At 67.4% G+C, this 19,730-nt stretch carries 14 protein-coding genes and 1 pseudogene; 1 reads left to right on the forward strand and 14 read right to left on the reverse strand.

The annotated features are described in order from the left end of the window. The 10 genes and pseudogenes from ACTHMS_RS22780 to ACTHMS_RS22825 form a co-directional block, all read right to left on the reverse strand. A pseudogene (locus ACTHMS_RS22780) lies at positions 1 to 283 on the reverse strand (arabinose isomerase); the annotation flags it as partial. Positions 284 to 458: 175 nt separating this feature from the next. After that, positions 459 to 3,296, reverse strand: coding sequence for a right-handed parallel beta-helix repeat-containing protein (locus tag ACTHMS_RS22785; protein ID WP_440308945.1), 2,838 nt, complete (start codon positions 3,294 to 3,296; stop codon positions 459 to 461). Between the two features lie 91 nt (positions 3,297 to 3,387). Further along, positions 3,388 to 7,011: a glycosyl hydrolase gene (locus ACTHMS_RS22790; protein WP_440308957.1), complete on the reverse strand. Its 3,624-nt coding sequence runs from the start codon at positions 7,009 to 7,011 to the stop codon at positions 3,388 to 3,390. Then, positions 7,008 to 8,153, reverse strand: coding sequence for a GDSL-type esterase/lipase family protein (locus ACTHMS_RS22795; protein WP_440308946.1), 1,146 nt, complete (start codon positions 8,151 to 8,153; stop codon positions 7,008 to 7,010). The genes ACTHMS_RS22790 and ACTHMS_RS22795 overlap by 4 nt, the downstream gene beginning before the upstream one ends. Further along, positions 8,146 to 9,138 (reverse strand): alpha/beta hydrolase, encoded by a 993-nt coding sequence (locus tag ACTHMS_RS22800; RefSeq protein ID WP_440308947.1) that lies wholly within the window; start codon positions 9,136 to 9,138, stop codon positions 8,146 to 8,148. The genes ACTHMS_RS22795 and ACTHMS_RS22800 overlap by 8 nt, the downstream gene beginning before the upstream one ends. Continuing rightward, positions 9,138 to 10,217 (reverse strand): oligopeptide/dipeptide ABC transporter ATP-binding protein, encoded by a 1,080-nt coding sequence (locus ACTHMS_RS22805; RefSeq protein ID WP_440308948.1) that lies wholly within the window; start codon positions 10,215 to 10,217, stop codon positions 9,138 to 9,140. Before ACTHMS_RS22805 ends, ACTHMS_RS22800 begins: the two co-directional genes overlap by 1 nt. After that, entirely contained in the window at positions 10,214 to 12,244 is a 2,031-nt protein-coding gene (locus tag ACTHMS_RS22810; protein ID WP_440308949.1) for a dipeptide/oligopeptide/nickel ABC transporter permease/ATP-binding protein, read from the reverse strand. The genes ACTHMS_RS22805 and ACTHMS_RS22810 overlap by 4 nt, the downstream gene beginning before the upstream one ends. Beyond that, complete coding sequence (locus tag ACTHMS_RS22815) at positions 12,241 to 13,182, reverse strand: ABC transporter permease (RefSeq protein ID WP_440308950.1); 942 nt, start codon at positions 13,180 to 13,182, stop codon at positions 12,241 to 12,243. The genes ACTHMS_RS22810 and ACTHMS_RS22815 overlap by 4 nt, the downstream gene beginning before the upstream one ends. Before the next feature lie 84 nt (positions 13,183 to 13,266). Further along, a complete protein-coding gene (locus tag ACTHMS_RS22820; protein ID WP_440308951.1) occupies positions 13,267 to 14,688 on the reverse strand; it encodes an ABC transporter substrate-binding protein in 1,422 nt (473 codons plus the stop codon). A gap of 233 nt (positions 14,689 to 14,921) precedes the next feature. Further along, entirely contained in the window at positions 14,922 to 15,854 is a 933-nt protein-coding gene (locus ACTHMS_RS22825; protein ID WP_440308952.1) for a phytanoyl-CoA dioxygenase family protein, read from the reverse strand. Positions 15,855 to 15,994: 140 nt separating this feature from the next. Between ACTHMS_RS22825 and ACTHMS_RS22830 the strand changes: the two genes are divergently transcribed. Continuing rightward, positions 15,995 to 16,930 carry an AraC family transcriptional regulator gene (locus ACTHMS_RS22830; RefSeq protein ID WP_440308953.1) on the forward strand — a complete coding sequence of 312 codons (936 nt, stop codon included), beginning with the start codon at positions 15,995 to 15,997 and terminating at the stop codon, positions 16,928 to 16,930. Between the two features lie 32 nt (positions 16,931 to 16,962). On the opposite strand, the gene ACTHMS_RS22835 is transcribed toward ACTHMS_RS22830, so the two are convergent. The 4 genes from ACTHMS_RS22835 to ACTHMS_RS22850 all read right to left on the reverse strand — a co-directional run. Then, complete coding sequence (locus ACTHMS_RS22835) at positions 16,963 to 17,922, reverse strand: aldo/keto reductase (protein ID WP_440308954.1); 960 nt, start codon at positions 17,920 to 17,922, stop codon at positions 16,963 to 16,965. Then, entirely contained in the window at positions 17,919 to 18,770 is an 852-nt protein-coding gene (locus ACTHMS_RS22840) for an amidohydrolase family protein (protein ID WP_440308958.1), read from the reverse strand. The genes ACTHMS_RS22835 and ACTHMS_RS22840 overlap by 4 nt, the downstream gene beginning before the upstream one ends. 16 nt (positions 18,771 to 18,786) lie before the next feature. Further along, positions 18,787 to 19,122, reverse strand: a complete 336-nt coding sequence (locus tag ACTHMS_RS22845) for an L-rhamnose mutarotase (protein ID WP_440308955.1) — start codon at positions 19,120 to 19,122, stop codon at positions 18,787 to 18,789. Then, the coding region (locus ACTHMS_RS22850; RefSeq protein ID WP_440308956.1) for an SDR family NAD(P)-dependent oxidoreductase at positions 19,119 to 19,730 on the reverse strand (612 nt) is incomplete at its 5' end. The genes ACTHMS_RS22850 and ACTHMS_RS22845, both read right to left, overlap by 4 nt.

Consider the following 19,730-nt stretch of genomic DNA (forward strand, 5'->3'; position numbering starts at 1 on the left):
GGGCGATCGGAGCGAGCATCGACGCTGTCATGTACGTGGTCAGAAATCCGACGATGAGGTCGCATCCGGCCATGCGCAGCCGCTCAGCCGCGCGGGCTCCCTCCTCGGCGTCGGAGACGAAGCCGACATCGATGACGACGGCGTCGAGTTCCTGGAGCCGCTCCGACACCCGCTTCGCCGATGACTGCAACTGTGGCAGAAGCTCGGGAAATTGCGGCCAGTAGGCGCCGAGTCCACCTGCCACGAGCCCGACTCTGGTTCGGCGCGAGGGGATGCGCTTCACCGCAGCGGCGGCGACGATGCTGTCCGCTGATCCCGTCACGGCCGGTCCTTGGAGGAGGGAACGCCGTTCTCGTTGGGATGGAGTCTCGGCGCTAGCGGCTGGCGCTCGTCGCGGGCGCTGCTATCGAGGCCTGCGCCGATACCAGTCAATGGCTGATGACGCGGAAGAGGCTGCGTCACTGGCTCAGCACGCTTGCGTTGTAGTAGTTGGCTGATGACCACGAGGTGACGAGGCTGGTGTAGCCGCCCGTGAAGGTCGAGTCGTAGACGTCGGCCACCGGCAGCGGCGAGTCGTTGATGTACACGGCGATGTAATTTCCGATGGCGCTCACGCGGACGTGGTTCACGTTGGTGAAGGTGTAATCGGTCTGCACGGCGCGGAGGGAGGCTCCAGGTCTGTAGATGCCGAGGACGCCTCCGGCGGTGAGGTACACCAGGTAGCCGCTCTGGGCGAAGTTGTCGGTGCTGGCCGTCTTGCGGATCTGCACACCGACCCAGCCGTTGTTGCCAGCACCTGAGGTGACGAGCTTGGTGTCGAACTCGGTCGACGAGTCGTTCCAGGTCCGTCCCGTGACCACAGTGTCCGTGTTGATGTTCGTGGCACCTTCGATATACGCACCGCCACCGACACTCCACGTTCCCGTATTGGGTGTCCAATTTGCGGGCGAAGCGAAGGCGTCGGTGAATTGGTTGGTGGCGAGCACGTAGCAGCGTTGGTACGCCGAGAGGGGGCGCGCATTGAAGATCACGGAACTATTGCACCCGACGGAGCCGGTGAATGTGCCGTAGGAGAACCGGCCCATCGCGCCGATGGCGACAGTCCGCATGCCCGTGAAGCTGCACGTCTGGCCGACGTTGGCATCAGCACAGTACGTCCAGATGCCGTTCGACGGTGGGAGGTCCTGGTCTGCGAACTCGCAGTGCTTGGTGACACCGGGGGTCGGATCGCCGAAGACGGTGCTGTTGCAGGCGACCGATCCTGTGAATCGACCTTGGACGTAAGTCGAGCCCGACCCGTAGCTGACAACTCTGGTGCCGTCGAAGGAGCAGGTGCCGCCCTGCGTCGCGCACGACTTGATTGGTGCGTAGGCGGCTTGTATGCCGGCGTTCGCCTCGATCGACTGCGCACCGGTCTGCACGGGAAGCGTCAACTGCACGTTGTTGGCGTAGGTGTTGGTGCTGTCCGACGGGTCGAAGACGAGCTGCGAGGTCAGCGGACCCCAGTCGGCCGAGTAGTAGTTGTTCGTCACGACCATGTTGTGGTCGGCGGCCGGCGCCAGTTGAATGACGGCCCAGTGTTGGCATCCTTCGAGGACGTTGCTGTCGATGGTGTACCCGCTCGTCGCGGCGTCCATGTACAAGCAGTTCGAGCCGGGCCCGTTGGTCTCGTCGCGCGTGTGATTTCCCGTCAGCGTCGAGCCAGGTTGTGTACCCATGGTGTAGATCGCGCCGCCGTCGGTGCCGTAGGTCATGACACCGTCGATGAGATTGTTGGTGATGTGGTTGTTCTGCTGATAGCTCGCCGCTGTGAGGCTGTAGGTCGAGAAGTCGCCGGCACTGTCGGTGTTGCCGATTTGGCCGATCTGGATACCGTCGTACGGCACATTGCGAATCTCGTTGTGATCGATGGTGGTGTTGTCACTGTAGCCCGCGAGAATTGCGACTGCGTCGGTGTACCGTGTTCCGACGTTCTCGACGAAGTTGTTGCTGATCAGGTTGTCGTAGGTCTTCAATCGAGTGTCGACGGTCGGCGTGTTGTCCACGCCTGTCTCGAACGATTCGCCGACGTTGATGGCCGCTGCTGCAATGTCCGTGAACACGTTCCCGAAGATGGTGTCGTACTGAGGCCCGGTCTGCAGTTGCAGGGCCACGCCCCCGAGGTGACTGAATGTGTTACCACCAATGAAAACGTGCTCACTCTTCGTGAAGATAATATTCCCGTGAGAGCGCACAATCCCTTGACTTCCCCCAGTCGGGATGTCGTATAACAGGCCGCCTTGAATCGCCGCGTATCCTTGATTCGTCAGTGGTCGCAGCCACGTGGCATAGCTGAACGTGATGCCGCTGATCTGAATGTTGTGCAACGGATGGGTGATGTCGCCGGTGCCGGTCAGGAGCGTTTCCAGGGTTGGCGCGATCACCGACGCCGTCGACATGTTCTGGCCGGGCCGCGGGATGTAGTACAAATAATTCGCTGCCTTATCCAAGTACCACTCGCCGGCGGTGTCGAGCAACTCGAACGCGTTCTCGACCCGCTCGACGGCGTTGAAACTGCCATAGATCGGACCCGGGTTCAGGCGTTCGTCGACGTTGGTTGCGCACGGTTGGGCCAGGTGGGCCAGGGTGTTCGAGCCGCTGGTGGAGTAGCTGGCGACGGGGCATTCGAGATGCTTATAGGAGGTCTGTGAGGTCAGGATGATGCGCGACGGGTTCCGCCACGAGGCCATGCCGGTGAATGCTGGGTTGCTGATCGTGACTGCGCCGGTTCCGGCGGTGTAAGTCAGCCCGGCCGGGTAGAGGCCGCTCTGAGCGATCGTCGCGGGTGCGCCATTGACGTACAACTGCAGGGTGTCCAACGAGGAGGGCACAGCGGCGCGGTACATGTTCTTGCTCGCGTCGTACAGCGACCACCCGGAAATGGTGGTGCCGCCGCTGAGCACCGGGGTCTCGCCGGGGTACGCCTGATAGACGACGGTGTTGCCGTTGAAGCCCGAGTCGTCGATGGTCCCGTTCGCGGTGAGTTGGAACGTTGACGACAGCGAGTACGTTCCGCCGCGCAGGTCGACGTCGATGTCGCCTGTCATCGTTGTGTTGACCGTCCGTACTTTGTCCCTTGCTCCTTGCAGGGAGCATGGTGCCGCCAAGCTGCAGGTAGTCCCGGAGCCGGTCGGCGAGGCGAAGAAGGTGTACTGGACTGTCGCGGAGGCGATGGGTGCCCCGACGATGAACATGATCGTGGCGGCGAGCAGCGTCGTCAGGGACAAGACGGCCTTGACCGGGGTGGATTGAGGCATCGTGACACCGTTCTGTGGTCACTCGAGTGGTCGGCGGGCCGCGCAGGATCACGCGTCGTTGCGTGTCACGGCCGGGTGTTTCGTTCCGTGCTCAGATCGGTCGGATGGTTGCGCGGTCGAAGCCGCCTCCAGGCGGCTGCATGGCCGCGTAGGGCGACGGGTAGTGGCGGTAGTGGTTGGCCAGCGTGTTCGCGACCTCGATGACGAGTCGGGGCTCGTGGCTCGGTCGGGCCGGCGGGAGTTCGATCTGGAACGGCGGCGCCAGCACGCTGCCGATCTCGCTGTCGTCGCAGAACACCCGTGCCGACCCCTGAAGGCCGTCCAGACGGAGGACACCGCCGCGCGCACCCAGTGTTGAAGCGGGAAGCCGTCGGCTGTAGCGGAGCACGCCGGAGTAGTCGGTGAGGCCGAGCGCCGGCCACGGCCGGCCACGGCCGGCAGTTGGTCCTGTGTGCCAGGTGAGCGGGCCGGTGAGGGCGGCGCCTCCGCAGCTGCCGTCCGTGAGTTCGGCCAGCTCGATCACGACCTGGCTCCCGAACGGGACGAGTCCGTCGAGCTCGATGCGGTATGCCTGATCGCCGTCATTCGTGTCGTCGTCGGGGCGGATTGCAGCGTCGACCCGATCACCGTCGATCCAGATGGCCCGGGGTTCGCCGGTACTGGTGAGGGTCAGCTCGGTGGCGCCGGGCGGCGTCGCCGCGCGGACCCAGGTCGTGGGTCGTGCGTCGGTCTGTGGGTCGAAGTCCATGGCACGGGTCGGGCCCGCCCACCAGCGTGCCCGCCCGGGTGGGGGCGTTGCCGTGCCGAGCGTCGCTGCGCCGGCCACAACGTACGCGCGCGAGGGTTGGCCGGCGAGTCGCGTGGTTCTGATGAGCAGGACATCACCGTCGTGCAGGTCGGTGGCCAGTCGTCGCGGGGTGATGCGGAGATCAGGGATGCCGAAGGGTGGGAAGAACGCCGGGGACTGCTCGTCGATGGTCTCGAGCAGGAGCCGTCCGGAACACCAGATCTTCAACGGCCCGCGCGACCCGTAGGCGAGCACTCCATGGTCTGGGGACGCTCCACGGAGCGTGGTTCGGAAGAAGTAGTGCGACCCCGGAGGGCTGGTCGGATCCACGAGCGCGAGGTCCAGGAAGTCGTCGGGGACAGCACCCTTCAGCCCGTGCGGTCCTGTCGTCCAGTCACGAAGGACGGGGTCGCCTGAAAGGCCGTGCTGGAGCGACAGTTCGTACGGGCGCCAGCGCAGTCCGGTTCCGCTGACCGGCGATTCGTCACCGGCAGCGACGTGCTCCAGTGCGGCAAGTGCGGTGTCGAACGACGCGGCGCGATCGGGCGGGACGGGCCCGAGGACGAGCAGCCGCGTCGAGTAGGTGGCGGTGGCCTCGACCCACGGCCCGGAGGGCCCGTGCTGGCTGACCTCGATGTCCCACGTCGGTACGCCGAGGGCTGCGTCGCGGTAGTCGAAGTCACGGTGGCGGTTGTCGAGGGTGGGGACAACCTCGAGTTCCCACTCGTCGTCCAACGCGATCTCACGACCGCGGAAAGCCAGCTGATCAGGGGTGCTGCTGCTGACATGAGTGCGGGTGCCGGGGTTAGAAGGGGTGGCGACGAGGAGCCGCGCCTGCCCCGGCTCCAGGCAGATCGTGACGGACGCCGAGTCGTCGGTGTTGATCGTCGTGCGCTCGCCGGTCCAGAGGTCCCATTCCTCGACCGCGAGGTCAACCTCGACAAGAGCGGCGAGTCGGCACGTCGCCTGGGTGGAGTGCTTGGTGGTGTTACTGATGAGGAAGAGGTCGGCGTTGCTGAGGCGGCGGTGGATGGCGAGGACGCCGGGGGCGTCGGTCGAGAAGTGACGTTGCGGGGCAGCATTCAGCAGATCGATGAGGCGATCGAGGTCGCCGCTGTCCGGGATGAGGACGCAGTCGAACCAGTGGTCCGCAGGCAGTGGCGCACGCTCGGTCCATCGAGGTGCTTCGCCAAGCACGACCACCGTGATGCCGCTCGCCGCGAGCTCGGCCAGTTTGGTCGCGGCACCAGCCGAGATCGTTGACATGGCCGGCACGATGACCGTGGCGTACCGCTCGTGTGCGATGCGGACGTGCGCCCCATCCTGTTCCGACACGGCGAGGCTGTCGGCGTCGACGATATCGGCGTCGTGGCCTCGCCCGACCAGCGTTTCCAGTAGGTCCCTGACGAGTTCGGGGGACTTGGTGCGACCGCCAGTCAGATCGAGATCGATGGTCGGGTCGAGGATTGCGATGTCGCAGACATGTTGACCAAGTCTGAGCAGGGCGCATGCTCGGGTCACGTACTGCCAGAGCGCGCGGGAGTCACGAAACCACGGTTGCCGGAAGTGGAAGTCGGGGGCTGCCCATTCCCACCAGCCACCCTCGGTCGTGTAGTAGAGGCCGTGCACGATCAGGTGGGTGACGCCGCAGGCGAGACCGTGGTTGATGCCGGCGAGCATGTCGGCCGGTGTGACGCCCCATCCGCTGCCGTAGAACGCTTCGTTGACGACAAGCGGACGGTCGTGCAGGTGCGCGATGGAAGCGCTGACCTTGAACGCGGCGACGGATCTCGGCGCGGTCAGGTTCGGGTCGTCGTTGCCTGGGCCTTGGTACCAGGACATGGTGCGGAGGAAGTCTGCGTAGTGGTCCCGTCCTTGGCGGAGATCGCCCCGGCTCAGCTGATCCATCAGCAGTGCTGTGCCGTGCTGCTCGTGCCAGTCGTGGATGGGCCGGAAGTAGGCGTCCTCGAGTTGGGTGACGAGTGCGGTCTTGTAGGCGTGACGGAATTCGTAGGTACGTGGGCCGACGTCGTGCCAGAGGGCGGGGAGCCAGAGGCTCGGGTCGAAGCCGAACTCGTCGTGGAGGCGGTGTGCGACGTGGTCGTTCCACATCGGCATCCTTAGGCCGAGGTCGAGTTCGTCCTGGAAGAAGGTTGTGAACGACGCACCGACGGCGGCGCCGAGGTGGGTGACGAACGGTTGGTAGTAGCGCTCGATTACCGCGCGGCCGGCGAGCGGGTGCAGGGCGTCGAACTCGACGTCGGTCCCGCGGAGCGTCGGCGGCTGCCGGTGCACGACCGTCAGCGTCCACGCACCGGTCGGCACGAGGCAGTCGAGCTGTCCGTCGACGCCGACGACCTGCGCTGGTTGTGTGACTTGGTCTGCGGTCGCCCGGTTCGGGGCGAGGAGCCGGGCGGTCACGACTGTGTCTTGCGCGATGTCCAGTCGCACGACAGCGGGGCCGTGAACAGTCACGCTGTGCTCGTGCAGGGTCCCCGGCGCGGCGCCGGCAAGTTCAGGGAATGGCTCGCTCAGCAGGTCGATGAGGACGTTGTAGTCCTGGAATCCGACGGTCATGCCACGGTCGGCGCTGGCTTGGACGAACCAGGAGAACAGGTCCCACCATGCCGGCGTGAACGGCGTCGGTTCGGCGGCGTCGACGGAGCCGTCGGGTCGGTGGCTGTAGCCGACGATCGTGCCGCCGATCCCGGCTGCGGCGAGTTGGTCGAGTTGCCAGGTGAGCCGTTCCCGGTCGAGGTCTGCGCCGCTCCACCAGTAGAACGGTGTCGGGCGGGCAGCTGCGGCGGGATGCTCTAGTTGCGAGATGGCGTCGGACAGCGATTCACGGTCACGGCCTGTGGTGGCCTTGCGCAAGTCGTGTAGGGGCGAGAGTTCGGCCGAGCTCTGTTGGCCCATGTCGGTGGTCATCTGCCGGCGAACGGTGCGTCGGGACCGAACGCGGCGCGGACGAATCGGGCGCTGATCAGCTGGTGGCCCTCGTCGTCGGGGTGGACGGAATCGGGGAGACGGTCGATGTCGTCCGCCGACAGCAGCGACAAGCCCGAGAGGTGTGTGAGCGCGGGATCGTTGCGTGTGTCGACGACGGCCGCGTTCAGTTCGCGGATCCGCTGCAGTGTGAGCGCGCCGGCTGACATCGCCGGGTCTCGGCCGACCGTCGTTGGCAGCAGCGTGCCGTCGACCATCGTCCAATGCAGCGGGCCGGGATGCTGTTCCAGCAGCGGGCAGTAGATCGGGGACACGAGCAGGAGCGGTGTGTCCGGGTGTCCGGCACGGATGAGGTCGAGCGCCGTGTGAAGGGCGGACAGGTAGGTTCGTTCGCGCATGGTGTCGCCGTCGACAACGTTGATGCCGACCTTCATGCTGATGAAGTCGGCCGGCAGGTCGGCGATCGTCCGTGCGACGAATCCGTCGAGTTGGGCGTTGCCCGCCAGCCCCAGGGCGGTGAGTTCGACGCCTGCGGCGGCCGCTGCTCGCGCCGGCCACGCGTTGCTGGGCGAGGTTGCATGCGCGCCCTGGGAGATGGAACTGCCGTAGTGCACCCATCGGGGGCGCGTCACTGCGGCTGGTGGTCGGACCGTCCCGGTGGCGCGGAGGCTCTGCAGTTCGGTGACCGTCGTGAGGTCGAGCCAGATCTCGATCTCGTGCCAAGCTCCGTCCAGGTCGAACCGCAGTACCTCCGGCGCGCCGAGCACTTCACGAGAGGAGCCGTCGCTGCCGAAGACGGTCGCGCTACCGTGCACGGCGACGACGGTGTCGACGAATGCGCCGTCTACGCGAATGTCGTAGCTGCTGGGTTGCGCTGCTTGTCCGTCGAGAAGGACGCGGTGCGTGGAGACGCCGAGTTCGACAGTGTCCGCGTCGGTCGAGAAGGCGACCCGCACGCCCGCACCGCATCGCACGACGAAATCGGTGTTCGCATCGGGCAGGCGCGGCCGGGTCCACGCGGGCAGGCGGCGCGGGACGACCCCGCCGGCGGTCATGTCGAAGTCGAAGGCTCCGCGAATCTGGACCTGGCCGCTGAGCAGCCGGTACTCACGCCAGTCAGCCACTGACGGCCGCCGTGATCTCGCGGGCGTCTGCTGCCGTGGTGTGCCGTACCGGTGTCGACTGCAGGTGCCGCGCCAGCGCCTCGATGCTCGCCAGCGCGCCCGGCAGACCGGGCAGGTTGAGGTGGCCGTGCAGCATTCCGGGTTCGCAGCGGAGGTGGGTGGGCACGTCGGCGGCGCGCAGTGCCGCTGCGAACGCTTCACCTGACGCGCGGAGGTCGTCGTACTCCGAGGTCAGCACGAGGGTCGGTGGCAGACCATCCAGCGGTTGGTCACCCGGCAGCGTGTACGGACCAGCGGCAGCGTCGCCCAGGTACTGGCGGTTCATTCGAGCGACCGCCTCGGGACTGAATCGGAAGACAGTAGGGATGAGCGGCGACTTGGCGGCGAGGTCTGTCGAAGCGGGCGGCAGTTCCCGGTGCAGCGTCGGGTATGCGAGCAGCAGCGCCGCCGGTCGTGCAGCGGTCTCGGTTCGAAGGGCGAGCGCCGCGCCGGCTGCCAAGCAGCCGCCAGCACTGGCGCCGCCGAGCGCGACCCGGAGAGGGTCGACACCCATGGCGTCGGCGTTGGCGACCGCCCAACGCCAGGCGGAGACGACGTCGTCCATCGGCACCGGGTGATGAACCCCTGCTACGGCCAGCCGGTAGTCCACTGAGATCACGACGGCCCCGGCCCGTACACAGAGCTCCCGTGCGACGGTGTCGGCTTCGACCATGTCGAGGTCGCCGGAGACGAACCCGCCGCCGTGGCACCACACGAGCGCTGGCTGCTGCGCGCACGGCCCGCAAGCCGAGGGCCAGTAGATCCGTACTGGCACGGGTCCGTGCTGGCCGGGCAGCAGCACGTCGTCGCTGTCGACCCGAGGGGCTTCGTACCCCGGCATCGGTCGGGCGAAGCGAGCGAACCGTTCGGCTGCCTCCTCCGGCGCCGTCAGCGGGTCGATGCCGCCGAGGAGAGGCAGTCGGGTCTGCAGGGTGGGATCGAGCATCAGGACACCCCCTCGGCGGCGCGAGGGGCGTGCTGGACGGCGAGCGGGTGGCCGGAGGCCGGTTCCATCATGTGGCAGGCGACGACGCGGTCGCTGATCGCGGTGTCGGCTGGGCGTCGGCTCCAGCAAATCGGTGCCGCGGTTGGGCAGCGGGACGCGAAGGGGCAGCCCGCCGCGTCTGGTTCGGCGGCTTGCGGGCCGCCCTTGGTGACCAGGGCACGTTCGGCGCGGCGGCGTCGCTGTTCGACGGGATCGGGAACCGGCACGGCCGCGACCAGCGCCTTGGTGTACGGGTGCAGCGGTGCGCGGTGGACGTCGGCGGCCGGGCCCTGTTCCATGACCCGTCCGCGGTACAGGACGACGATTCGGTGGCTCAGCTGAGCCACGACGGGAAGGTTGTGGGACACGAACAGCATGCCGAGGCCGAGCTTCGCCTGCAGCTCTTGCAACAGCGCCAGAATCTGTGCCTGGGTGACGACGTCGAGGGCGCTGGTCGCCTCGTCGCAGATGAGCAGGCGTGGCGAGGCTGCGATGGCACGTGCGATCGCGATGCGCTGACGCTGGCCGCCGGAGAACGATTGGGGGTAGCGGCCACCGGCATCGGCCGGCAGATGCACGCTGCGAAGCAGCCGATCGACTTCGGCCTGCACCACGGCGGTCCGCCGGCCGTGCAGGGATTCGAGCGGTTCGGCGAGGGTCTGAGCGATCGTCCGTGCAGGGTTCAGTGAGCTGTAGGGGTCTTGGAAGACGACTTGGAGGAGCGCCGCAGCGGGTCCGCGATGTTCGGCCGCCGTCCCGGTCAGGTCGTTCGACTGGACGAAGATGCGTCCTTCGCTCGGGCGCACGAGCCCGAGAATGGCTCGTCCCACGGTGGACTTCCCGGAGCCGGACTCGCCGACCAGGCCGACCGTTTCTCGGTCGCTGACGGTGATCGACACTCGGTCGACGGCGCGGAAGGCCGGTCTGCGCCAGCCCCGCTGGGCGAAGTCGACACTGAGCTGCTCGACACGAAGGAGGTCGACTGGGTCGGCGGCCGTCTCGAGCGTGTCGGCCGGACGTTGCTCCTGCTGGTGGTTCATGAGGACATCACGGCCTGCTGTCCCGTGCGGATGCAGCGTGCTGCGTGTCCGTCGCCGACGTGGTGCAGCGGGATGAGTTGACCGTGGCACCGCTCGTCGGCCAGTGAGCATCGGGCCGCGAAACGGCACCCGTCCGGCCAGTCCTGTGGCCGGGGTACGGTGCCGTCGAGCAGGCCGCTGACGGTCCCGGTGCTCGACAGCGAGGGTGTCGACATCAGCAGCGTCCGCGTGTACGGGTGGGCGGGATGAGCGAACACGTCACCGACCGATCCCATCTCGACGATCTCACCGGCATACATGACGGCGACGGCGTCGCAGATGTCGGCGACGACGCCGAAGTCGTGGGTGACGAGCACGAGGCCCATGTCCATCTCGCGTTGCAGGCGGCGCAGGAGGTCGAGGATGTCGGCCTGCACGGTGACGTCGAGCGCTGTCGTCGGCTCGTCGGCGATCAGCAGCTTCGGCTCGCCGGCCAGCGCGAGCGCAATGCCGACCCGTTGCGCCATGCCGCCTGACAGCTGGTGGGCGTACCGCTTGGCCACCGTCGGCGGGTCCGCGATGCCGACGAGGCGGAGCAGTTCGTGCACGCGTGACCGTGCGGCCGCACCGCGAAGCCCGAGATGGTGGCGCAGCGGTTCGCGGATGAGCGACTCCACGGTGAAGCACGGGTCGAGTGCGACCATCGGTTCCTGCGCGACGAAGCCGATCTGCCTGCCGCGGATCCTCGCCAGCTCCGGCTCGTCGAGGGTGAGCAGGTCGACGCCACTCAGCCAGACCTGACCGAGCACGGCTCGGCCTGGTGGCGGCACCAGTCCCAGCAGAGCGAGCGCGGTCATCGTCTTGCCGCAGCCGGACTCGCCGACCAAGCCGAGCGTCTGCCCTGCCGCGACCTCGAACGACACCTGGTCGACGACCAGCTGATCCTGCCCTTGCATCGTGAAGGCGACGCCCAGGTCGGTGACGCGCAGCAGCGTCGTCGGCTGCGCCTCCTGCGCGGGCGGGGCTGCATCGGTCTTCGTCGATCGGAGCGATTTCGGCGGCGCAGTCTGCGACGCCCGACCGTCGGGTGGCCGCGAGTCGACCCGGGCCGTCTGCGGCCGGGTGTCGCGCGGGCGTCGTGCTCGGGGCAACAGCGAGGTCCGGTGCGCCGTAGGAAGTGCAGTGAGCAGTGCTGTACCGACCGTGTTCACCGCCAGGATCGTCGCGATCAGGACCACACCGACAGGGACCATCAGCCACGGGTCGGTCTCGATGTGGGCGGACGCGTCCAGCACGAGCTGGCCCCAGCTCGGCTGCTCGGGCGCGAAGCCGAGCCCAAGGAAGGAGAGTGATGTGACGACGAGAAAGGCGCCCCCGTAGAGCAGGAAGCTTTGGACGATCACCGGTCCGAGCACGTTGGGGAGGATGTGGCGGCGCAGGATCCGTCGGCGCGGCAGCCCGGCCACGCGGGCGGCGTCGACGAAGAGCAGCTCCCGGACGCTGGAGGTGCTGGACCGGACGAGGCGCATCATGCCCGCGGACAACAAGACGCCGAGCACGACCATCATGCTGGCTACGTCGTTGTCTGTGATCACCGCGGCGGCGAGGACGGCGACGATGACGGGGGTGGCCAGGAAGACGTTACCGATGAAGGAAACGGCGACGTCCACCTTCCCGCCGACGTACCCCGCGAGCAGCCCTGCCGGCACCCCGAGCGCGAACGCGATCACGACGGGAATCAATGCAACGAACAGGATGCCACCGCCGCCGTGCAGCAGCCTGGACAGCAGGTCGCGTCCGAGTTCGTCCGTGCCGAGCAGGTGATGCCCGGTCGGACCCTGCAGGACGCTCCGCAGATCCTGGTCGAGCGGATCGGCTGATGCCAGCACCGAGGCGAGCGCGCTGGAGATGACGATCACGAGCAGCCAGGCGGCCGAGACGATGACCAGTGGCCGCCGCGCGATGGCGCGGAACGACGTCGCAATGGGCGACGGGGCGGAGGTCGAAGCGACGTCGGTGACGGTCGCGGCCGGGTCGGTCACCGTCATCCGACGCGCACTCTCGGGTTGAGGGCAGCGACGGCGAGGTCGGTTCCAAGGTTGACCAGGACCACCAGGATGCTGAACGCGAGGACGGCACCTTGGATCGCCGGCAGGTCGTGGTTGCCGACCGAGTTCAGCATCAGGCTGCCCATTCCCTGCAGGTTGAAGATGCCCTCGATGACCACGACGCCGCCAAGGCTGATCCCGAAGCTCAGCCCGACTACGGCAACGACCGGGATGGCGGCATTTCGCAACACGTGCTTGTAGAGGATGGTGCGACGAGGCACGCCGCAGGCGTGCAGCGTCCGCACATACTCGCGGCTCAAGACGTCGCGCACCGCGGCGCGGGTCTGGAACGCCACCTGTCCGAAGCCGGCCAGACCGATCGTCACGACCGGCAGGACCAGATGCGACAGCCACTGTCCGGGCGAGTCGCCGAACGCGACGTACCCGGTGGCCGGAAACAGGCGCGTTCGGACCGCGAAGGCCAAGATCAGGATGGCGGCGAGCCAGAAGTTGGGGACGGCCATCGCGACGCTCCCGATGGAGGTCACAGTGCGATCGATGCGCCCACCGCGCACGGCGGCGGCCATACCGACCGGCACGCCGAGGACGACCGTGAACAGCGTCGCGACGACCGACAGCGACAAGGTGACCGGCAGCGTCTGCTGCAGCACCTGCGCGACCGATTGGCCGGAGCTGAACGACGTGCCGAGGTTCCCACTCAGCAGGTGCCCGAGCCAGGTCACGTACTGGTCGACCACCGGCCGGTCGATGCCGAGTTGCTGGTGGAGCGCAGCCACCTGCTCGCGGGTGGCGCTGATGCCGTAGACCAGGTTGGCAGGGTCGCCAGGCACGAGTTGGACGAAGAAGAACGTGATGGTGGCGACCACCAAGACGATTGGCACCGCGAGCGCCGTGCGGCGGACGAGGTAGGTGAGCACGAGCACCTCCTGCACCAACTCAGGTCGGGTGCGCGCCACCCCGTACACGCCGAGGCGGTCGGAGTGGCGGCGCAGCCGACGTCGTCAGTTTGTGGGATGGATCGCGTAGAGGAACGGTACCGTTCCGCCCGGCGGGAATCCGTCGATCGCGATCTGCTTGGCGTCATAGGCGGACTCGGCCGGGACGTTGGCCGGCACCACGTACCAGGCCTGCTCGACAATCTGCTGCTGCAGGTTCGTGTAGATCGTCTTGGCTGCATCGCCGGTCGCCGTCCCGAGGTCCGTCAGTGCCTGGACGAACGGCGGGTAGGTGTACTTCTGGATGTTGTACGGCGATGCCGCGCCGAGCAGGAACGTCAGATCCCGATAGGGCGACTGCAAGGTGTAGTTGAGCACCGTGATGGGCCACTTGCCGCTGAGGAACTGCGTGCCCAGGTCCGTGGTGTGGTCGCTGAGGTCGAGGTTGATGCCGACCTTGCGTTCGTCGCCGGCGATCGCTTGCGCCAGCGTGTCGGTGCCCGGGTTGTTGAGCACCTTCACCGTGAAGCCGTTCGGGTATCCGGCCTCGGTCAGCAACTGCTTGGCCTTGGATGGGTTGTAGCTGAAGTACGAGCCCGCCGCGGCGTTGTAGTCAGGATTCTTCGGGTCGAAGGGCAGCGACGAACTCACCGTCCCATCGCCGTTGTTCACAGCCTTGTTGATCGCGTCGCGGTCGATGGCGAAGTTCATCGCCTGACGCACGCGCGGGTCGCCGAGCGGCTTGCTGATCTTGCCCGCGAGATCGTTGATGTAGAGGCCGAGGAAGTTGCTCGGGTTGCTCTTGTACCGCGTCAGGTTGCCCAGGTCGTCGGTGGGCTGTACCGACTGGACGTAGCTGGCCTGCCCGGACTTGGCGGCGTTCAGTGCGGCGGTCGGGCTTGCGACGATGTTGACCTGGATCTTCGGGAACGGGTAGGTCTTGCTGTCCCAGTAGCCGGAGCGCTTGACGTACACGTAGCGCTGGTTGGCGACGGTGTCGGCGGTGTCCAGGGTGTACGGCCCACTGCCGGCTGGTGTGCTGGTCAGCGCCTTCGCGTTCGCGAGCGCGGTCGGGTTGACGATGAAGCCGCCGCCCTGGGCGAAGGTGAGCAGCAGGTCGGGATCAGGGTTCGTCAGCTTCAACGTGACCGATGTCGGGCTGTCGACGGTCTCCGAGGCGATGTTCAGGATGTACGCGTCGTTGGGGGACGGCGGCGAGACCTTCTTGGCGTACTCGAGATTGGCCTTGACGGCCGCGGCGTCGACGGGGCTGCCGTCGCTGAAGGTCACGCCGGACCGCAGCGTCAGTTGCAGCGTCGTCGGGTCGAGCTGCTTCCATGCGGTCGCCAGTCCTGGCTCGACCGTGCCGTCGACGCTCTCGCGGGTCAGTGAGTCGTAGAGCGCCCCGTTGGACCACACGCTGACGTTGAAGGCACCCGAGGCGGACCACGGGTCGTAACTCGTGAAGGCCAGCGGGCTCTGAAGCACCAGCGTCTTCGTCGTCGTCTGGGCCGCAGCTGAGGTCGACCCGGCGGAGGCGCTGCCGGACGCGGTGGTTCCGGTGCTGCCGCTGCTCGTACACGCGACTGCAAGCGATGCCACTGCGGTGAGGGCCCCTACGGTGACGACGGGGTGTCGCCGGCCGGTTGTGTGCACTGTGCCTCCAAGATCGACGTTGATTCGATGGGTGGTGCGGTTGTGCGGAGTGCTGCCGTTCTCGGTCAGCAGATGCGCTGCAAGCCGGCCTGCGTGAGCGTGTCGTCGAACGGGACGAGCTGCGGCACGTCGGTGGCCCAGTAATACTTCAGACGCTCGTCGACCCAGTCGCGGTAGATCTCGTCCCAGCCGCAGTCCGCGTGCGGGAGCAGCGAACGCTGTTCGATCGGGTCCGTCGCGGCTTGGTATCGGACGTCCATCGACAAACGGATCTGTGAACGATCCGTTGCGCGCACGGCTCGATGCACGGTGTAACTGGGGAAGGTGAGGACGTCACCGGCGTCGAGATCGCCCGAGACCCATTCGTCCTCGCCTGGGCACAGCTGGGAGTACATCGCATCGGAGTCCTCGCTCTGCGCCAGCGGGATGAATCCCGCTCGGTGCGAGCCGCGGAGCACGGCCAACGGCCCCATCGAGAGCGGACAGTCGCCGACCGGGAACCAGCACGTCCAGGTCCGGCTGGTGCCCTGTACGAGCGGGAAGTCCTGATGCACCGGCGTCGGGATCATCGCTGGGTGCGAGGTCATCATTCGCACGATGTGCCGCGGATGCACGAACGGCCGGCTGCCCAACAGGGCGGTGTACAAGCTCAGCAGCGCGGGATGGTGCGGCAGTTGGTGCACGGCGAGGAGCTTCTGCACCGCGATGTAAGCGTCGGCGGTCACCCCGATGTCGCGCCGCAGATCCGCCACCTCGATGGCGGCCACGGCATCGGCGTCGAGGGTGCCCGGGTGCTCCTGCGCGGGCCCGCGTACCCATCCGTAGGGCGACAGAACCTCGAGGATTTCGGCGCGCAGTTCGAGCACGTCGGCGCGAGGAAGCAGTCCGCGGAAGAACAGGTAGCCGTCGGTTTCGGCTCGGGCGACCAGACCTTCGCCGTCCGACAGCAGGTCCGTCGAGTCACGGAACACTGTGGTCGGTGTTTCGAAGGCGGTCATTCCCGCTCCTGTCGTGATTCGCCGTGATCTGGTGACGTCGGCTGCTGTCGCACGACGCTAGGCAGTTGAGCGCTCGGAACCCATGCCTCGACCAATCATCTGATGTATATTTCGCTCACGATGGTGTCGACGTCGATTTAATGCCGGACGCGCTTCCGTCGGTTGAGCAACACGTCGCGAGTGGAGCGGTGATGATGACGTCTCGTGCGGATGCTCAATCGAGGCAGAGCGGGCCGATCGTCATCCACGCGAACTGGTATGAGTTCCGCGCCGGTGAGGTGTTCGAGAACGAGCTGGTGGTCAGCCGGACGTTGCTGTGGAGCGTTCGAGGACGCGGCACGCTGATCATCGACGGGACCGAGTTGACGCTCGATGCCGGATCGTTCGTGCTCACGCCGTGGCGTCACCGGATTCGCTATGTGGCGGATCAGGCCGCGCCGCTGATGGTCGGGTCGATCCACTTGGTGCCCGATCTGGTGATGGGAGACGTCGACTTCCGCGCCGCACACGGCGTCACGGATCCCTTGGCTGCCGACCCTCGCCGGCGCGACGTGCCGGACCTGTTCGGCGGCGCCCGCTTCGTGGCGGGCGCCTTCATGCACGCCCGGCGTCTCGAGGCGCTCGCCTCGTACGTGGTGTGGCGCTTCGTCGAGACTCCTCATGTCGAGCATGAGATGCGGACGCTGGCCGCTCTGCTGATCGATGAGATTGCGGCGGCGGTCGGCGCCCGCTCCGCGGCTGAGGCCCAGCCGTCGGAGGACCTCCGACTGATGCAGCAGGGCGTCCAGGCCGGCCTGACCGGGCGTCTGCACCTGGCCGACGTGGCGGCCTTCGCCGGCGTGAGCGCCTCGACCGCTGAGCGGCTCTTCACCCGTCACACCGGCGTTTCGGTGGCGCGGTGGGTGGTCCGGGCGCGTGTCGAGCGCGCGCAGTACCTGCTGCAGAGCACGAACCTGCCGATCGGCGCGATTGCTCGCGCGACCGGGTTCAAGGATCAGTATCACTTCTCGCGTACGTTCCGACGATCGACCGGAAGTTCACCGACGGAGTACCGCACGCGATACCGCGTGCTGTGACCGGACGGTGCCCGCAGCCATCCTGCAGCGGGTCACACCGTCATCGAGTTCAGTGCGGTCCAGAACGGGTCAGAAATGCGCTGATCTGCCCAGGCGGCGTCCGCGGTGACTTCCGCTGCGGTGCGCATGCCCGCGACCACAGCGGCGACAGCCGGGTGGCGCAACGGGAACTGCAGGGCAGCGTGGGGTAGCCGCACGCCGTGGCGCTCGCACAGCGCATGCACCGACTGCGCTCGCTCGATCATGGACGTCGGGGCCGGCTGGTAGTCGAAGTGTGCGTCAGGGTGAGGATGCGTCGTTGCGAGCAGCCCGGAGTTGAAGGGCGCTGCGACGACGACTGCGACGCCCGCGCTCTCGCACTGGGCGAGCAGCGGAGCGGCGCTGCGGTCGACCAACGACCAACGTCCGGCCACCATCACCACGTCGACATCGGCCTCGTGGACGATTCGCTGCAGCGGCGCGACGCTGTTCATGCCTGCCCCGATGGCGCCGATCATGCCCTCATCCCGCAAGCGGGCGAGCGCGGGAAGCGAGTGCCGGATCGCATCGTCGAGATGGTCGTCGGGGTCGTGCACGTACACGATGTCGACACGATCCAGGTGCAAGCGCGCCAGGCTCTGCTCGAGGCTCCGCAGGACACCGTCGGCGGAGTAGTCGGCCTGTCGGGTCGACGCGTCGGCAACGTCGAATCCGTTGGACAGGTCGCTGCCCCGAGGTCGCGGGTTCGGCACGAGCAGCCGCCCGACCTTCGTCGAGACGGTGAATTCGGCGCGCGGACGGTTCCGGAGCGCCTCGCCGAGTCGGCGTTCGGACAGTCCCAGGCCGTAGTGCGGGGCGGTGTCGAAGTAACGAATTCCTGCGGCCCAGGCGCTGTCGAGTGCCTGGGCAGCGGCGTCGTCGTCGACCGCGGTATAGAGATTTCCGATCGGGGCTGCACCGAAGCCGATGGGGGTGACCAGCACGTCGGTTCGCCCGAGGCGCGCGGTTCTCACGGCGCGAGGCCGTACCAGCGGCGGGCGGTCCCACCGAAGACCGCGTCGGACTCGGCGGATGTCAACTCGGCGACGAACGACTGCGCCGCCTCGACGACCTGCGCGTAGGTCGCGACCGCCAGACAGGTCGGCCAATCCGACCCGAACATCACCCGCGAAGGGCCGAAGCACTGCGAGAGGTGATCAGCGACAGGCCGAAGCCTGTCGACAGTCCACCCTGCGCCGGCTTCGGTGACCAGCCCCGAGAGCTTGACACAGACGTTGCCGAGCGCGGCCAGCTGCTCGATCGACTCCCGCCAGGATGCGGACGCCGCGTCGCCCCTGACCGGCTTGCCGGCGTGATCGAGGATGAATCGAAGGTGCGGGATCGCTCGGACCGTGCTGAGCGCCGCGGCGAGTTGATGCGGGCGCACCAGCAGGTCGAAGGCGAGCCCGGCGTCGGCGACAGCCGTCAGCCCGCGCTGGACGTCCGCACGGCACAGCCAAGCTGGATCGGGTTCGTCCTGGACCTGGTGGCGGACGCCGACCAGGGTAGTACCGCCCGGGAGGGTGCGGAGCCGGTCTAGCTGTTCGTGGACGTCAACGGCGGTCAGGTCGACCCAGCCGACGACGCCGGCGAGGGCGCGGCTGTGCTCGGCCAGCTCGAGCAGTTCCGGCGTTTCCGCTGCCACACACACGGTTTGCACGACGACGCTCGACCCGATGCCGGCGCGCGCGAGCTCGGGCTCGAGGTCGTCGAGGCTGAACGATCTGCGCAGCGCCGGGATCTCAGCCGTCCATGGCTGGTCGCGGACGGCGAGGTCCCACACGTGGTGATGAGCGTCGACGCGCCTGCCGAGTGGACTCATCTCGGTCGCGATGGCGTCACGGGCCGTCATGGTGGAACACCTCCTCGGCCGGAGCCCACCACTGCGGGTGTTCGACCGTCGCCAGTGGCTGCTGGCACGGCTCGGTCAGCTGCCACCACGACCTGGTGGCCTCGTCCGCGGCGAGGGATGCCGCATCGGCCTCGTGGTCGTGTCCTGAGTATTCGTAGTAGGAGAACAGCAGACCGTCCCGCAGAAAGATCGAGTAGTTGCGGATGTTCGCGCGGTCGAGCGCCGCGAGGACGTCCGGCCAGACCGACGTGTGCAGCGACCGGTAGGTCGCCTCGTGCTCAGGCCGCAATTGGATAACGGCGGCGTACCGCTGGACGGTCATGCGCGCGGGCGGAGGCGCAGGCCGGCCATGCCCCCATCGACGGCCAGCACAGCCCCGACGGTCGAGCCGGAGGCGGGCGAGGCGAGGAAGGCGATCGCTTCGGCCACTTCCTGTGGCGACACGAGTCGACCGTGCGGCTGGCGTGCCTGGAGGGCGAGCCGCTCGGCTCGCGGGTCTGTCGACTGGTCGAGGAGCCGAGCGACCCAAGGGGTGTCCGCCGTTCCGGGGTTGACCGCGTTCACTCGAATGCCGTCGACGACGAGGTCGGCCGCCATGGCAAGGGTCAGGGCATGCAGTGCGCCCTTGCTCGCGGAGTACAGCGCCCGTTGCGGTAGGCCGGCCGTCGCCGCGATCGAACCGGTGTTCACGATCGCGGCGTGGTGCGACGCGCGCAGCGCGGGCAGGGCGGCGCGGGTGACACGGACGGTGCCGACGACGTTGATGTCCAGCACGCGATGCCACTGCGAGTCGTCGTTGTCCTCGATCCCGCCCTGAGCACCGAGTCGGGCGTTGTTGAACAGGACGTCTTGGCCGCCGAGCGCCTGGTCTGCGTCCAGGACCGACTGCCGGACGGTTCGGTCGTCCGCCAGGTCCTCTCTGACCATGTA

Origin of the sequence: Jatrophihabitans sp., from assembly GCF_051960575.1 — a bacterium.
In the GTDB taxonomy this organism is placed as follows: domain Bacteria; phylum Actinomycetota; class Actinomycetes; order Mycobacteriales; family Jatrophihabitantaceae; genus JBQCEE01.

What these genes read in the sequence shown, in the direction of transcription:
- ACTHMS_RS22785 (WP_440308945.1), bottom strand. Translation starts at nt 3,296, where the DNA reads ATGCCTCAATCCACCCCGGTCAAGGCCGTCTTGTCCCTGACGACGCTG.
- ACTHMS_RS22790 (WP_440308957.1), bottom strand. Translation starts at nt 7,011, where the DNA reads ATGACCACCGACATGGGCCAACAGAGCTCGGCCGAACTCTCGCCCCTA.
- ACTHMS_RS22800 (WP_440308947.1), bottom strand. Translation starts at nt 9,138, where the DNA reads ATGCTCGATCCCACCCTGCAGACCCGACTGCCTCTCCTCGGCGGCATC.
- ACTHMS_RS22805 (WP_440308948.1), bottom strand. Translation starts at nt 10,217, where the DNA reads ATGAACCACCAGCAGGAGCAACGTCCGGCCGACACGCTCGAGACGGCC.
- ACTHMS_RS22810 (WP_440308949.1), bottom strand. Translation starts at nt 12,244, where the DNA reads ATGACGGTGACCGACCCGGCCGCGACCGTCACCGACGTCGCTTCGACC.
- ACTHMS_RS22825 (WP_440308952.1), bottom strand. Translation starts at nt 15,854, where the DNA reads ATGACCGCCTTCGAAACACCGACCACAGTGTTCCGTGACTCGACGGAC.
- ACTHMS_RS22830 (WP_440308953.1), top strand. Translation starts at nt 15,995, where the DNA reads ATGCCGGACGCGCTTCCGTCGGTTGAGCAACACGTCGCGAGTGGAGCG.
- ACTHMS_RS22840 (WP_440308958.1), bottom strand. Translation starts at nt 18,770, where the DNA reads ATGAGTCCACTCGGCAGGCGCGTCGACGCTCATCACCACGTGTGGGAC.
- ACTHMS_RS22845 (WP_440308955.1), bottom strand. Translation starts at nt 19,122, where the DNA reads ATGACCGTCCAGCGGTACGCCGCCGTTATCCAATTGCGGCCTGAGCAC.